Annotated in this window: 12 protein-coding genes; 4 read left to right on the forward strand and 8 right to left on the reverse strand. The window is 54.7% G+C overall.

All coding sequences use genetic code 11. The features are described 5' to 3' along the window. Positions 1 to 101: 101 nt before the first annotated feature. On the reverse strand, positions 102 to 905 hold the full coding sequence (locus SK53_RS05280; RefSeq protein WP_039268873.1) for an AraC family transcriptional regulator: 804 nt from the start codon (positions 903 to 905) through the stop codon (positions 102 to 104). 109 nt (positions 906 to 1,014) lie between these two features. Here SK53_RS05280 and SK53_RS05285 point away from each other — a divergent pair, with 109 nt between their 5' ends. Then, complete coding sequence (locus SK53_RS05285; protein ID WP_045336409.1) at positions 1,015 to 1,806, forward strand: sulfite exporter TauE/SafE family protein; 792 nt, start codon at positions 1,015 to 1,017, stop codon at positions 1,804 to 1,806. A gap of 126 nt (positions 1,807 to 1,932) precedes the next feature. Here the strand turns inward: SK53_RS05285 and dcp are convergent, their stop codons facing one another. After that, positions 1,933 to 3,966, reverse strand: a complete 2,034-nt coding sequence (gene dcp / locus SK53_RS05290; RefSeq protein ID WP_048208718.1) for a peptidyl-dipeptidase Dcp — start codon at positions 3,964 to 3,966, stop codon at positions 1,933 to 1,935. 143 nt (positions 3,967 to 4,109) lie between these two features. Here dcp and ydfG point away from each other — a divergent pair, with 143 nt between their 5' ends. After that, positions 4,110 to 4,856 (forward strand): bifunctional NADP-dependent 3-hydroxy acid dehydrogenase/3-hydroxypropionate dehydrogenase YdfG, encoded by a 747-nt coding sequence (gene ydfG, locus SK53_RS05295; RefSeq protein WP_003857402.1) that lies wholly within the window; start codon positions 4,110 to 4,112, stop codon positions 4,854 to 4,856. 90 nt (positions 4,857 to 4,946) lie between these two features. Continuing rightward, entirely contained in the window at positions 4,947 to 5,633 is a 687-nt protein-coding gene (locus SK53_RS05300) for a GntR family transcriptional regulator (RefSeq protein ID WP_003857403.1), read from the forward strand. Between the two features lie 35 nt (positions 5,634 to 5,668). Here SK53_RS05300 and SK53_RS05305 read toward each other — a convergent pair whose 3' ends face one another. Beyond that, positions 5,669 to 6,100 carry a universal stress protein gene (locus tag SK53_RS05305; RefSeq protein ID WP_048208721.1) on the reverse strand — a complete coding sequence of 144 codons (432 nt, stop codon included), beginning with the start codon at positions 6,098 to 6,100 and terminating at the stop codon, positions 5,669 to 5,671. Between the two features lie 287 nt (positions 6,101 to 6,387). Between SK53_RS05305 and ydfZ the strand changes: the two genes are divergently transcribed. Then, a complete protein-coding gene (gene ydfZ, locus SK53_RS05310) occupies positions 6,388 to 6,591 on the forward strand; it encodes a putative selenium delivery protein YdfZ (RefSeq protein WP_003857405.1) in 204 nt (67 codons plus the stop codon). A gap of 44 nt (positions 6,592 to 6,635) precedes the next feature. On the opposite strand, the gene SK53_RS05315 is transcribed toward ydfZ, so the two are convergent. From SK53_RS05315 to SK53_RS05335, 5 genes are all read right to left on the reverse strand, one after another. Continuing rightward, positions 6,636 to 8,099: a mannitol dehydrogenase family protein gene (locus SK53_RS05315; RefSeq protein ID WP_003857406.1), complete on the reverse strand. Its 1,464-nt coding sequence runs from the start codon at positions 8,097 to 8,099 to the stop codon at positions 6,636 to 6,638. A gap of 222 nt (positions 8,100 to 8,321) precedes the next feature. Further along, positions 8,322 to 9,701: an MFS transporter gene (locus SK53_RS05320; protein WP_023314073.1), complete on the reverse strand. Its 1,380-nt coding sequence runs from the start codon at positions 9,699 to 9,701 to the stop codon at positions 8,322 to 8,324. A 73-nt stretch (positions 9,702 to 9,774) separates the two neighbouring features. Continuing rightward, complete coding sequence (locus tag SK53_RS05325; protein WP_003857408.1) at positions 9,775 to 10,794, reverse strand: Zn-dependent oxidoreductase; 1,020 nt, start codon at positions 10,792 to 10,794, stop codon at positions 9,775 to 9,777. Positions 10,795 to 10,808: 14 nt separating this feature from the next. Next, positions 10,809 to 12,023, reverse strand: coding sequence for a D-mannonate dehydratase ManD (manD, locus tag SK53_RS05330; protein ID WP_023314071.1), 1,215 nt, complete (start codon positions 12,021 to 12,023; stop codon positions 10,809 to 10,811). 111 nt (positions 12,024 to 12,134) lie between these two features. After that, on the reverse strand, positions 12,135 to 12,461 hold the full coding sequence (locus tag SK53_RS05335; RefSeq protein ID WP_003857412.1) for a YnfA family protein: 327 nt from the start codon (positions 12,459 to 12,461) through the stop codon (positions 12,135 to 12,137). Positions 12,462 to 12,468 lie beyond the last annotated feature (7 nt).

Genomic DNA, 12,468 nt, shown 5'->3' on the forward strand with positions numbered 1-12,468 from the left:
TAGTATTAAGATCCAAAACGCCTACGATTTTAACACCTTAACCCTTCTCATGAATTAAAGAATTTGACGTGGCAGCGTCTTTAGCTGGTACATAGCTGACGCTATGATCGGTGCCCTGTCCCGTGGAACTTTTTGAATAATGCCGGGTGATAATACGAAGGTGGCTGTCCTGTGACACGGCGGAACATCGTTGCGAAGGATGATGCATTATCGTATCCAAGAGTCAAGGCTACTTCATTTACGGGTTTTCCCGTTATCAACAATGCCAGCGCGCTAACCACGCATGCTCGTTGGCGCCAGACAGAAAATGACATGCCCATTTGCTTAAGGAAATGGCGACGAAAGGTGCTGTCGCTCATGAACAGCGCATTTGCCCAGCGCTCTGCTGGATCATGGATTGAGGGATTGAGTAAAAACGCCTGACAAAGAGCCAGTAGGGCCGGATGTCGCGGCAGCGGAATATCGAATTCGCGAACCGGCATAGCCGCCAGCTCCAATATCATCAGATTTATCAGTGCACGGTCACGCGTGCTTTCATACAGTGGCGGTAAATCCACTGACTCAAGCAATAGCTGACGTAATAATGGCGATACGCTAATAACTTCACAACGAGGATATTTTAAGAAGGCATTCACGAAATCTGGTTCTATATACAGACTGCGAGTGGTCACGCCAACAAATTTGACGGCGTGCATAGTTTCGGGTGGGATCCAAACAGCATGTTGTGGAGGAACAATCCACTCTCCATCCTGGGTTATGACATGCATTAATCCGGTCGCGCCATATAGCAGCTGCGCGCGGCGATGTTTGTGCTGTGGCAGCATAAATCCCTGCACATAGTCATTGCCTATCGCTACCACTTCACGATCTAGCTGCTCGACCTCTTCAATCTTTACGTTGCGCACACCCGTCTCCTTATGACCGATTTACAAAGGTAATTGAGCGCGGCGCTAATGGGAAGCAGGACGCTACCGGTATAAGCTGCGAAATCATTTTCAGGTCGAGGGTATGATTTTGAATGATATCGCAATCATTGCGCTGGCAGGCTTTACTACCGGTATTACCACCGTGCTTTTTGGCTTTGGCGGCGGCTTTGTCGTAGTACCATTCGTTTATCAACTAATGCTACGGCAGACCGAACTGGCACTAAACGCCATGCATATCGCGGTTGCTACCTCTACATCGGTGATGATATTTAACGCGGGCTGGGTCACCTATCGAAACTGGCGAGCTTGCGAGCTTTCATCGCAAATGTTATTCCCGTTACTATGGTTTATAGCCATTGGGGCTATCGTGGGTTCCTGTCTGGCAGGAATATTTAGTGAGAGTGTTGTTCGCGCGCTGTTCATTTTCTACATGCTGACAACAATCAGCGATTGTTTGTTGCGTAAGGGTTTTCTCGGAGGAAGTTCTCTGCGTCGCTTGTCATTTCCTGTAGTAACGGGCGGCGGAGTGACCATTGGTATGATAGCCGCATTGCTTGGCGTGGGCGGAAGCGTAATGACGGTACCCCTGTTACGGCGCCATGGTTATGCGATGCGTGAATGCATTAGTGCTTCTAATCCGCTTTCCCTGCCCGTCGCGCTATGTGGTGCCGTGACGTATGCAGTTATTGGCTGGCAAACTATACCTGTGAATGGATTTCTCGGTTTTATCAACCTGAAAATTTTAGGTATGTTGGTACTAACAGGCTGGGCAGGAATAGTTTTTAGCCGTCGGGTTATACCTGCTGTACCTGATATTTGGCACGCACGAATCTATGTCATGCTGCTGTTCCTGGTGTTACTGGCGATGCTATTTCAGTAACCCTCTTTTAAGCGACTAATGGCCCGTAATTATACTTGTCTCAATGTTCCTTTCAGACACAAAGCGGACCAAAGCGTACAAAAAACCGGGCCTCGCGCCCGGTTCTGTTTACACACTAAAAAAGCCTTACGCACTCAATCCGCGATTCTCCAGCATCGGTTCGATCTTCGGATCGTGCCCGCGCCAGTTCCGGTAAAGTTCAGCTAGATCAGTGCTGTTGCCGCGGGACAAAATCGCCTCGCGGAATGCCTGTCCGTTTTCGCGGGTCAAACCACCCTGCTCGACAAACCACTGATAGCCATCGTCCGCCAGCATTTGCGTCCACAGGTAAGCGTAATACCCCGCCGCGTACCCGCCGCCGAAGATATGGGCGAAATAGCTGCTGCGATAGCGCGGCGGTACGGCTGGAAGATCCAACCCCTCTTTTTTCAACGCGGCGGCTTCAAAGGCTTCCACGTCTTCAACGGGCTCCTGAATGCCGTGCCAGTTCATATCCAGCAGCGCGGCGCTCAATAGCTCCGTCATGTCATAACCCTTGTTAAACTGGGTCGCATTGAGCATTTTTTCCCGCAGCGCATCCGGCATCGGTTCGCCGGTTTGATAATGACGAGCAAAGTGCGCAAACACCTGCGGATGGCTGGCCCAGTGTTCATTGATCTGCGACGGAAATTCAACGAAATCACGCGGCGTGTTGGTGCCTGAAAGCGTGGCATAGCGCTGGCTGGCAAACAGACCATGCAGGGTATGGCCAAACTCGTGGAACAGGGTAATCACATCATCCCAGGAGATCAGCGCGGTCTGCCCGTTCGCCGGTTTTTGATAGTTGCAGACGTTATAAATCACCGGACGCGCAGCAAACTCGTAAGACTGCTCAACAAAATTCCCCATCCACGCACCGCCCGCTTTGGAATCACGCGCGAAAAAGTCGCCATAGAACAGCGCCATGCCTTCACCCGTGTGGTCGAAAATTTCCCACACGCGAACATCCGGGTGATAAACCGGAATATCGAAACGCTCGACAAAACGGATACCGAACAGCTGCGTGGCGGTCCAGAATACGCCATCTTCAAGCACGGTATTGAGCGCGAAATAGGGTTTGAACTGCGACTCATCCAGCGCGTATTTCGCTGAGCGCACGCGTTCGGCATAAAACGCCCAGTCCCAGGCCTGCACCGTAAAACCGCCCTGCTCGTCGTCGATGACTTTCTGAATATCCGCCTGCTCCAGCGCAGCCCTGCCGCGCGCCGCAGGCACTATTCCGCGCATGAATTCGAGCGCGGCTTCCGGCGTTTTAGCCATTTGATCGGCAATGCTCCAGCTCGCATAGTTGTCAAAGCCGAGCAGCTGCGCCTGTCTTGCCCGTAACGCGGTAAGCCGACGGATCAGCTCACGCGTATCGTTTTCGTCGCCTTTCTGAGTGCGTTCCCAGCCCGCGCTGAACAACTTTTTACGGGTCTCGCGCAACGCCAGCGCCGCCAGCGCGGGCTGTTGCGTGGTATTCAAAAGCGGGATCAGCCAGCGCTCCTTCAGCCCTTTTTCTGCGGCAGCGTGAGCCGCGGCAGCCATCTCCTCCGCACTGAGCCCGTCAAGCTGGCGAACATCGTCCACCACCAGCCCTCCCGCCTTATTCGCCGCGAGCAGGCGCTGGTTGAACTGGCTGGTCAGGGTGGCGGCTTCGGTATTCAGAGATTTCAGCTCGGCTTTTTCATCGGCGTTCAGACGCGCGCCCGCAAGAACAAAGTGCTGATACGTCTCCTCCGTCAGTCGGCGGGATTCGGCATCCAGCGCCTCGCGATCCTGCCAGACGGCTTCCACGCGGGCGAAAAGCGTATCGTTTAGCCAGATATCGTTCGCCAGCCCGGCCAGTTCGGTGGAGAACTGCTCGTCCAGCGCCTGAAGATCATCGTTAGTGTGTGCGGACGTCATGGCGAAGAATACGCTGCTCACGCGCGACAGCATGGCCCCGCTTTTTTCAAGCGCCAGCACGGTGTTATCGAAGTCCGGCGCGGCGCGCTGCGCGATAATCGCGTCAATGTCTGCACGCTTCAGGCGCATTGCTTCATCAAACGCCGGGCGATAATGGCTGTCGTTGATCGCATCAAAACGTGGCGCCTGATAAGGCAACAGGCTAATTTCAAAAAAAGGATTGTTGACCGACATCGTTTAATCCTGAGCACGGTATTTCTCCCCAGAGTAGGCCAGCCTGCGCCAGCCTGCAATGGCGTCATACAAATGTTGCCTTAACGACGTGCCGGAGAGCGTGCTATGTTAGTACAACACAAAAAGCGTTGAGGAACAGTGAGATGATTATTTTAGTTACCGGGGCGACAGCGGGTTTTGGTGAAAGCATCACGCGTCGCTTCGTCGCCAACGGACACAAAGTGATTGCAACGGGGCGTCGTCAGGAGCGTTTGCAGGAGCTAAAAGACGAGCTGGGTGACAGCATTCTGACCGCACAGCTGGACGTCCGCAACCGCGCCGTCATTGAAGAGATGATTGCCAACCTGCCTGCCGAATGGCGTGAAATTGACGTGCTGGTCAATAACGCTGGCCTGGCGCTGGGTATGGAGCCTGCTCACAAAGCCAGCGTGGAAGACTGGGAGAACATGATCGACACCAACAACAAAGGCCTGGTGTACATGACCCGCGCCGTGCTGCCGGGCATGGTTGAACGTAACCGTGGTCATATCATTAACATCGGTTCCACCGCCGGAAGCTGGCCTTACGCGGGCGGCAACGTCTATGGCGCGACCAAAGCCTTTGTCCGCCAGTTCAGTCTGAACCTGCGCACCGACCTGCACGGAACCGCGATCCGCGTGACCGATGTTGAGCCGGGTCTGGTAGGCGGAACCGAATTCTCCAACGTGCGTTTCAAAGGCGATGACGCGAAAGCGGATAAAACCTATGAAAACGCGAATGCGCTGACGCCGGAAGATATCACCGAAACCGTCTGGTGGGTCGCGAATTTGCCGAAGCATGTCAACATCAACACGGTTGAGATGATGCCCGTCAGCCAGACCTATGCCGGACTCAGCGTGCATCGCGGGTAATTCACCCTTCCCGGCCTGCGGGCCGGGTATGTGATGGCAGGGAAAAGAATGGTAGTATGTTCAGGTTAACTCTCTGAGAAATCACAACCCATGGCCGCTGAATCGCAACTTAATCCTACCCAGCCCGTTAATCAGCAAATATATCGCATCTTACGCCGTGATATTGTTCGCTGCCTGATCCCACCAGGAACGCCACTCTCAGAAAAAGAGGTTTCGGTACGTTTTGACGTTTCCCGTCAGCCCGTGCGCGAGGCGTTTATTAAACTCGCAGAAAACGGCCTTATTCAGATCCGCCCACAGCGCGGCAGCTATGTAAATAAAATTTCGCTTTCGCAGGTACGGAATGGCTGTTTTGTTCGCCAGGCCATCGAGTGCGCCGTGGTGCGTCGCGCCGCGTCGCTCATCAACGATAACCAGTGCTACCTGCTGGAGCAAAACCTGCATCAGCAACGAATCGCCATCGACCGCAAACAGTTAAACGACTTTTTCCAGCTGGACGACGAGTTTCACCAGAAACTGGCGCAGATCGCCGAGTGCCAGCTCGCGTGGGATACCGTTGAAAACATCAAAGCGACCATCGACCGCGTGCGCTACATGAGCCTCGACCATGTTTCTCCGCCAGAGATGTTGCTGCGCCAGCATCATGATATTTTCAGCGCGCTGGAAAAACGCGACGTGGAAGCCGTAGATAAAGCGATGACGCTTCACCTTCAGGAAATTAGTGAGTCAGTTCAGTTAATTCGTCAGGAAAACCGCGAGTGGTTCAGCGAAGAATAAAACCTCGCCGCCCCCTTTCGGTTGCGGCGAAGTAATTAGCGGACCACTAACACCGGAATAGTGGCGTAGCGCAGGATAGTTTCAGCATTTGAACCCAGCAGATGGGTTGTCATGCTCGGATTTCTTGATCCAATAACAATAACGTCATATTTCCCCTCTTTGCTGAGCTTGAAGATTTCATCGCGTACGTTGCCGAAGCGAACTTCACAATCAATATTTTCCGGGGACATATCAAAGAGCCGTTTCAGCGCCTTCATCTTCTTATCAGACTCGGCGGTCATATACTCTTCGAACTTCTTAATATCGGCATTGAACCCCCGCAGTAATGAACGGCTGCTGTTAGGGAGAATGTTTACCAGGGTGATCGTCGCGCCTTCAGCCTTCGCGAGGTTGACCGCATGGCGTACCGCTTTATCGCTCAAATCCATTTCAAACACGTCAACAGGCATCAAAATTTTCTTATACATAAGCCTGACTCCTTTTCCGATGAAGGGTTATTTTCTGTCTCCAGAATGACATTGTGGATATAAACAAAGCCTAAACACTTGCATCCGGAAACTATCAATTAAGGAAAATAACTGTCCGCTTTGTAAAGTGGTGTCCTGAACCGTCAACGCCTGCATGAAATAAGAAAAAAGTGTGAGCTTGATCAAAAGCAAATAATTTCGTTAAAGAGAGGCGTATTAATAGTGCCCCGTGAACGGCAGCCGTCGAATTAGCGCCGTAGCGGATAAGTACGAGAGGAGAAAATACCATGATGACATACGACCGTAACCGAAATGCAATCACCACTGGCAGCCGCGTCATGATTAGCGGCACAGGTCAGTTCGGCGTGATTAAAGCGATCCACAGCGACGGCCTTAATGCCGAGCAGGTGCGTCGTGGTAAAACGGTTGAAGTGGAAGGATGCGAAGGTAAGTTCGAACCGATTGAGCTGATTCGCCTGGGGATGCACTAAGCTGCGCCCCGACATGCCGCCGCGGACGGCGGCATGTCATAGCGTTAAAGCCGGGTGGCGTACTCAGCAACCGTGGCCTTCGCGCCTTTTTGCAGCAACGTCTGATAAGCCTGCATGACCGACGCCACAAACACCGCGTCCTTCGGCAGCTCGTTACCGAAAATAGCCTCAATGCCCAACAGCGCATTAACGCGGCTTTCGCCTTCAGCGCTACCGTTTACCGCCGCCTGAATCACCGCCAGCTGCGGGTCACTCACCTCAATCGGGTTACCCTGCTCATCCACACCGCCGACATAACGCATCCAGCCCGCCACACCGAGGGCCAGCAGCGGGAAGGGTTTCTGGTGGACCAGGTGCCAGCGCACGGAATCGAGCATCCGCTGCGGCAATTTCTGGCTACCGTCCATGGCGATTTGCCAGGTGCGGTGACGCAGGGCCGGATTGCTGTAGCGCGCGATCAACAGGTCAGCATAGTGAGCTAAATCCACCCCCTTCACTTTCAGAGTCGGCGCCTGCTCTTTCAGCATCAGCGCATGCGCGGCTGCGCGATAATGTTCATCTTCCATGCAGTCGTTAATGTGCTGATAACCGGCAAGGTAGCCGAGATAGGCCAGGAACGAGTGGCTGCCGTTAAGCATTCGCAGCTTCATCTCTTCAAACGGAATGACATCAGAAACCAGTTCCGCACCGGCCTTTTCCCACTTTGGACGTCCGGCGACGAAATTATCTTCCACCACCCACTGGCGGAACGGCTCGCAGGCGACACCTGCCGGATCGCGTACGCCGGTCAGCTGTTCGATTTTATCCAGCGTGTCAGCCGTGACGGCGGGCACAATACGGTCCACCATGGTTGACGGGAAGGTGACGTTCGCTTCAATCCAGTCGGCCAGTTCGCCGTCAACAGCGCGCGCGTAGGCGCAGGTGACATTGCGCATCACGTGGCCGTTCTCCGGCATGTTATCGCATGACATCACGCTGAATGCTGGCAGCCCCGCCGCCTTACGCCGCGCCAACGCTTCAACCACGACGCCCGGCGCAGATTTCGGCTGATGGGGGTTTTGCAGGTCGGCAACGATTAACGGATGATCGAACATCAGTTGTCCTGTTGCCGGGGAATGGCAATACCCTTTCTCGGTGATGGTCAGGGAAACAATGGCGACCTGTGGCTCGCACAGCGCCGCCAACACGGTTTCCAGCCCGTCGACCTGCGCATGCAGCGCGTTTTTGACGACGCCGACCACGCGCGCTGTCCACGCATCGGCAGACATCTCTGCCACGGTATAAAGGTTATCCTGTGCCTTCAGATCGGCGATCTGCTGTTCGCCGCCAATCAGGTTAACTTCGCAGTAACCCCAGTCGCTGCCCTGTTCAGCGGCGAGTATATCGGTGTACACCGCCTGGTGCGCGCGGTGGAACGCGCCAAACCCTAAATGAACAATGCGTGCCTTGAGGCTGTCGCGATCGTACTGAGGACGCGTTGCCTTCGCCTGTAATAACTGGTTTTCCATGATTGAGACTCGTTAATTAATGAACGCTGTGATCCGCTGCCGCTTCCTTTTCAGAGCGGCAGCGCCTGCTGACTACACCAACTAGAATGGCAGTCAGAGTCAAAAAAGCTGCCATTAACCATACTGATACGTCGTTTTCAGATCTTGATTTACATTAACTTTTCGCCATGTGGTGTGACATCAGTAAAAAGTTGTGTGACAGGTAACACAAGATGTAAACCACTAGCGGCGTGAAGAGAGCGCGCCGTAGGCTACCGCTTCTTTATGCGGCGCTTCGGCTGCATCTTCGGCTTCACTCAGATCGCGGTCGCGCACTTCCGGCATCAGCAAAGCGGAGACCAGCCCAATCAGCGAGTACGCCACCAGCATCGCCACAATTGGCCACCAGGACCCGGTCATATTGCAGAAGATCCCCGCCAGCACCGGACCAAAGCCTACGGCCACCAGCCCTCCCGCCTCTTTCGAGATTGCCATGCGGGTAAAGCGGTTCCGCGAACCAAACATCTCTGCCATGGTGATGTTTTCCAGCGCAAACAGCCCGAGGACCGCAAAGTTATGAATAACGATGATAGAGAGCATAATCACGCCCGGCGCGTAACTCTTATCAACAATAATCGACAGCATCGGGTAAGCCAGAATAATGGCTGAAATGTTAAGGATGATATACGGCAGACGGCGCCCCACTTTATCGGACAGCCAGCCCAGCAGCGGAATGGTGAGGAAGCCGAGAATCGAACTGATCATCAGCGCATCGGTTGGGATCGCCTTATCAAATAACAGCGTCTGCACCAGATACCCGGCAAGGAAGGTCTGGATAAGCCCAGAGTTACCGGCCTGGCCAAAGCGCAGCCCCGTCGCCAGCCAGAACGATTTGCTCTTAAACATCGCGCCTAATGAGGTATCCTGCGCCGCCGCTGGCGCAACGGTTTCGGCGTCGTTAACCTTCTCAAACACCGGGCTCTCTTTAAGGTTCATACGCAGCCAGATGGCGAAGATCATCACCACCACGCTGGCGAGGAATGGCACGCGCCAGCCCCAGGCAATAAGTTCTTCACGATCGAGGGCAAAGAACATCACGGCCCAGATCGCCGTGGCGCTCAGCGTTCCGCAGTTGGTGCCCATGGCCACCAGCGAGGAGATGATGCCGCGTTTACCCTTCGGCGCGTACTCCGCCAGCATGGTGCCCGCACCGGAGATTTCTGCCCCCGCGCCCAGCCCCTGAATAATACGCAGCGTCACCAGCAGCACCGGTGCGAAAATCCCGATCTGCGCGTAGGTCGGCAGCACGCCGATTAAGGTGGTGCAGATCCCCATCATGGTGATGGTGATAAACAGCACTTTTTTACGGCCAATTCTGTCGCCCATTCTGCCGAAAATAAATGCCCCGACGATACGCGCGATGTAGCCTGCGCCGTAGGTGCCCATCGCCAGGATCAGCGCCATGGCCGCCGATTGCTCAGGGAAGAAAATTTCATGAAACACCAGCGCGGCGCCAAGGGAGTAGAGCTGGAAATCCATAAATTCCAGGGCGGTGCCCAGCCAGCCAGATACGGCGGCTTTCACCAAATCTGACGTACTTCTTTGAGGTTGTGCTTGAGTCATAATGGCTATCTCTGAAAGGTAAGATGCGTACCACTTAGAGCCTGTCTTCGCAGGCTCTTAACCGCGTGAATTATTATTGGTCGAACGTGAGCAAGACTTTGCAGCACTGCCGCTGGTCTTTTTCAAACAGTTCGATGGCGTCTGTAACGTGGTGATAGTCAAATGTATGGGTGACCAGTTTTTCAGGGTCGATCAGCCCTTTTTCCAGCCAGTCAATGACCACCGGGAATTTGTTGGCATTCAGGCGCGAAGAGAAGATCGACAGCTCTTTGCCGGTGATCCCCTGCTGCACGATCTGGCTCGGGTCGCTGGAAAATCCCATCAGCACGATGCGCGCCGCCGGAGACGCCAGCGTAATCGCTTCCTGCAAAATGGACGGATGACAGGCAGCATCGATGATTAATGTCGGCTTGATGCCTTTTTCATCCAGCGCAGTCTGTAACGACTGCTCGCCGTTGTTGAAGACCCAGTCTGCGCCGCTGCGTTGCGCCATCTCCAGCCGCTCATCAATGCGGTCTACCACGATGACCTGCTTCACCTTGTAAACGCCCTTCAGCGCCTGCACGGTGACCAGCCCCATCGGGCCTGCGCCGTAGATCAGCGCCACGTCCTGTTCGGTGGGTTTCGCCTGCCCCGTCACGTTGGCGGCAATGGTGAATGGCTCAACCATCACCGCGTGTTTGTCAGGGATCGCATCCGGAATGTGCCAGGCATTTTTCGCCGGCACGACGGCGTATTCGCTGAAACCACCGTCGCGATGGACGCCCAGCACCACCAGCGAGGTGCAAACGTTCGGTTTTCCGACGGAACAGGGGTAACAGTGCCCGCAGCTGATCACCGGATCCACCGAAACGCGCTGGCCGAGTCGGGTGCCCTCCACGCCTTCGCCAACCGCGTCTATTTCGCCAAAGAATTCGTGACCGATTACCCGCGGATATTTTGCAAACGGGTTATGCCCGCGATAGATATGGCTGTCTGAACCGCAGATACCGGCGAGCTTAATTTTGACGCGGACGTCGCCTGCCCCCGGCAACGGGAGAGGACGCTCCTCAATCTCCAGCGCATTCGGCTGTTGGATCACTACGCTTTTCATCATTCGCTCCTCGTTTACCAGTTCCAGAGAGTGCCGTCTTCCAGACGGGCCACCGGCAGATAAGCCGGATCGTACGGGTATTTCGCTGCCAGCTTCTCATCAAACTCAATGCCCAGCCCTGGCTTGTCGCCCGGGTGCATATAGCCGTTATCGAAGCGCCAGCTGTGCGGGAACACTTCCAGCATCTGCTCTGAATAACCCATATACTCCTGCACACCAAAGTTCGGTACCCACAGGTCAAAATGCAGCGCCGCGGCGTGGCAAATCGGCGACAGATCCGACGGGCCGTGTGAGCCGGTACGCACCTGGTAGAGTGAGGCAAAGTCCGCAATGCGACGCATCCCGGTGATGCCGCCCGCATGGGTTATGGTGGCGCGGATATAGTCAATGAGCTGCTCTTCAATCAGCTGCTTGCAGTCCCAGATGCTGTTGAACACTTCCCCCACCGCAATTGGCGTGACGGTGTGCTGGCGGATCAGGCGGAAACACTCCTGGTTTTCAGCGGGAGTCGGATCTTCCATCCAGAACAGGCGGTAATCTTCAATACTTTTGCCGAACCGCGCCGCTTCGATGGGCGTCAGACGGTGGTGCATGTCGTGAAGGAGATGTTCACTGAAACCGAACTGGCTGCGCACTGCGTCGAACAGTTTGGGCGTGAAATCGAGGTATTTCTCGGTGGACCACAGCTGCTCTTCCGGCCAAGCGCCCTTGGTCGCAGGTTCATACGCCAGCCCTTTGCCTTTGGCCATGCCGTAGGTGGTTTTCATTCCCGGCACGCCGCACTGCACGCGAATTGCCTTGAAGCCCATCTCTTTATGACGGGCATAATCTTCCAGCACGTCGTCAATGGTGTGCCCGGTGGTGTGACAATAAACCATCACCCCTTCCCGGGAAGCCCCGCCCAGAAGCTGATAGAGCGGCATGTTCGCGGCTTTCGCCTTAATGTCCCATAGCGCCATATCCACGGCAGAAATCGCTGACATGGTGACCGGACCACGACGCCAGTAAGCGCCTTTATAGAAGAACTGCCAGATATCTTCGATGCGGTGCGCATCGCGGCCAATCAGCTGAGGGCACAGGTGATCTTTCAGGTAAGAGGCAACGGAAAGTTCACGTCCGTTAAGCGTGGCATCACCCAGGCCGACAATGCCTTCATCGGTCGTAATTTTAAGGGTGACAAAGTTACGCCCCGGGCAGGTGACAAATACTTCAGCCCCGACAATCTTCATAATCCATTTCCTTACATCGCTCGTTGTGATGCAGGAAATTTACGCAACTACACTACTACCATACAAGTATAATGATCGTAAAATCAGCGGGTGATCACACTATAAGGACGCTTATGCGCGTCCCCAACCGGCCACGATGATCAACATGCCGCACAGGGCAATCAGCGCGCCTGCCCAGTCATACAGGCTTAGCCGGACGCCATCGACAACGCGCAGCCACAGCAGCGCGGTACAGACGTACACTCCGCCGTAGGCCGCATATACCCTCCCGCTGGCGGCCGGATGCAGGGTGAGCAGCCAGACAAAAAGGGCCAGGGACACACCCGCCGGGATCAGCAGCAGCGCGGAAGCGCCCCGCTTTAGCCAGAGCCACGGCAAAAAGCATCCGATGATTTCGCACAGCGCGGTCGCGAAAAAAAGCAGCGTCGTTTTGAACATTTTTCTC

Origin of the sequence: Enterobacter sp. MGH119, assembly GCF_001037675.1 — a bacterium.
GTDB lineage: Bacteria > Pseudomonadota > Gammaproteobacteria > Enterobacterales > Enterobacteriaceae > Enterobacter > Enterobacter hormaechei_C.

Excerpts from the sequence above, each read along its gene's own strand:
- dcp (WP_048208718.1), bottom strand. The coding sequence starts at position 3,966 with ATGTCGGTCAACAATCCTTTTTTTGAAATTAGCCTGTTGCCTTATCAG.
- ydfG (WP_003857402.1), top strand. The coding sequence starts at position 4,110 with ATGATTATTTTAGTTACCGGGGCGACAGCGGGTTTTGGTGAAAGCATC.
- SK53_RS05300 (WP_003857403.1), top strand. The coding sequence starts at position 4,947 with ATGGCCGCTGAATCGCAACTTAATCCTACCCAGCCCGTTAATCAGCAA.
- SK53_RS05305 (WP_048208721.1), bottom strand. The coding sequence starts at position 6,100 with ATGTATAAGAAAATTTTGATGCCTGTTGACGTGTTTGAAATGGATTTG.
- ydfZ (WP_003857405.1), top strand. The coding sequence starts at position 6,388 with ATGATGACATACGACCGTAACCGAAATGCAATCACCACTGGCAGCCGC.
- SK53_RS05315 (WP_003857406.1), bottom strand. The coding sequence starts at position 8,099 with ATGGAAAACCAGTTATTACAGGCGAAGGCAACGCGTCCTCAGTACGAT.
- SK53_RS05320 (WP_023314073.1), bottom strand. The coding sequence starts at position 9,701 with ATGACTCAAGCACAACCTCAAAGAAGTACGTCAGATTTGGTGAAAGCC.
- SK53_RS05325 (WP_003857408.1), bottom strand. The coding sequence starts at position 10,794 with ATGAAAAGCGTAGTGATCCAACAGCCGAATGCGCTGGAGATTGAGGAG.
- manD (WP_023314071.1), bottom strand. The coding sequence starts at position 12,023 with ATGAAGATTGTCGGGGCTGAAGTATTTGTCACCTGCCCGGGGCGTAAC.
- SK53_RS05335 (WP_003857412.1), bottom strand. The coding sequence starts at position 12,461 with ATGTTCAAAACGACGCTGCTTTTTTTCGCGACCGCGCTGTGCGAAATC.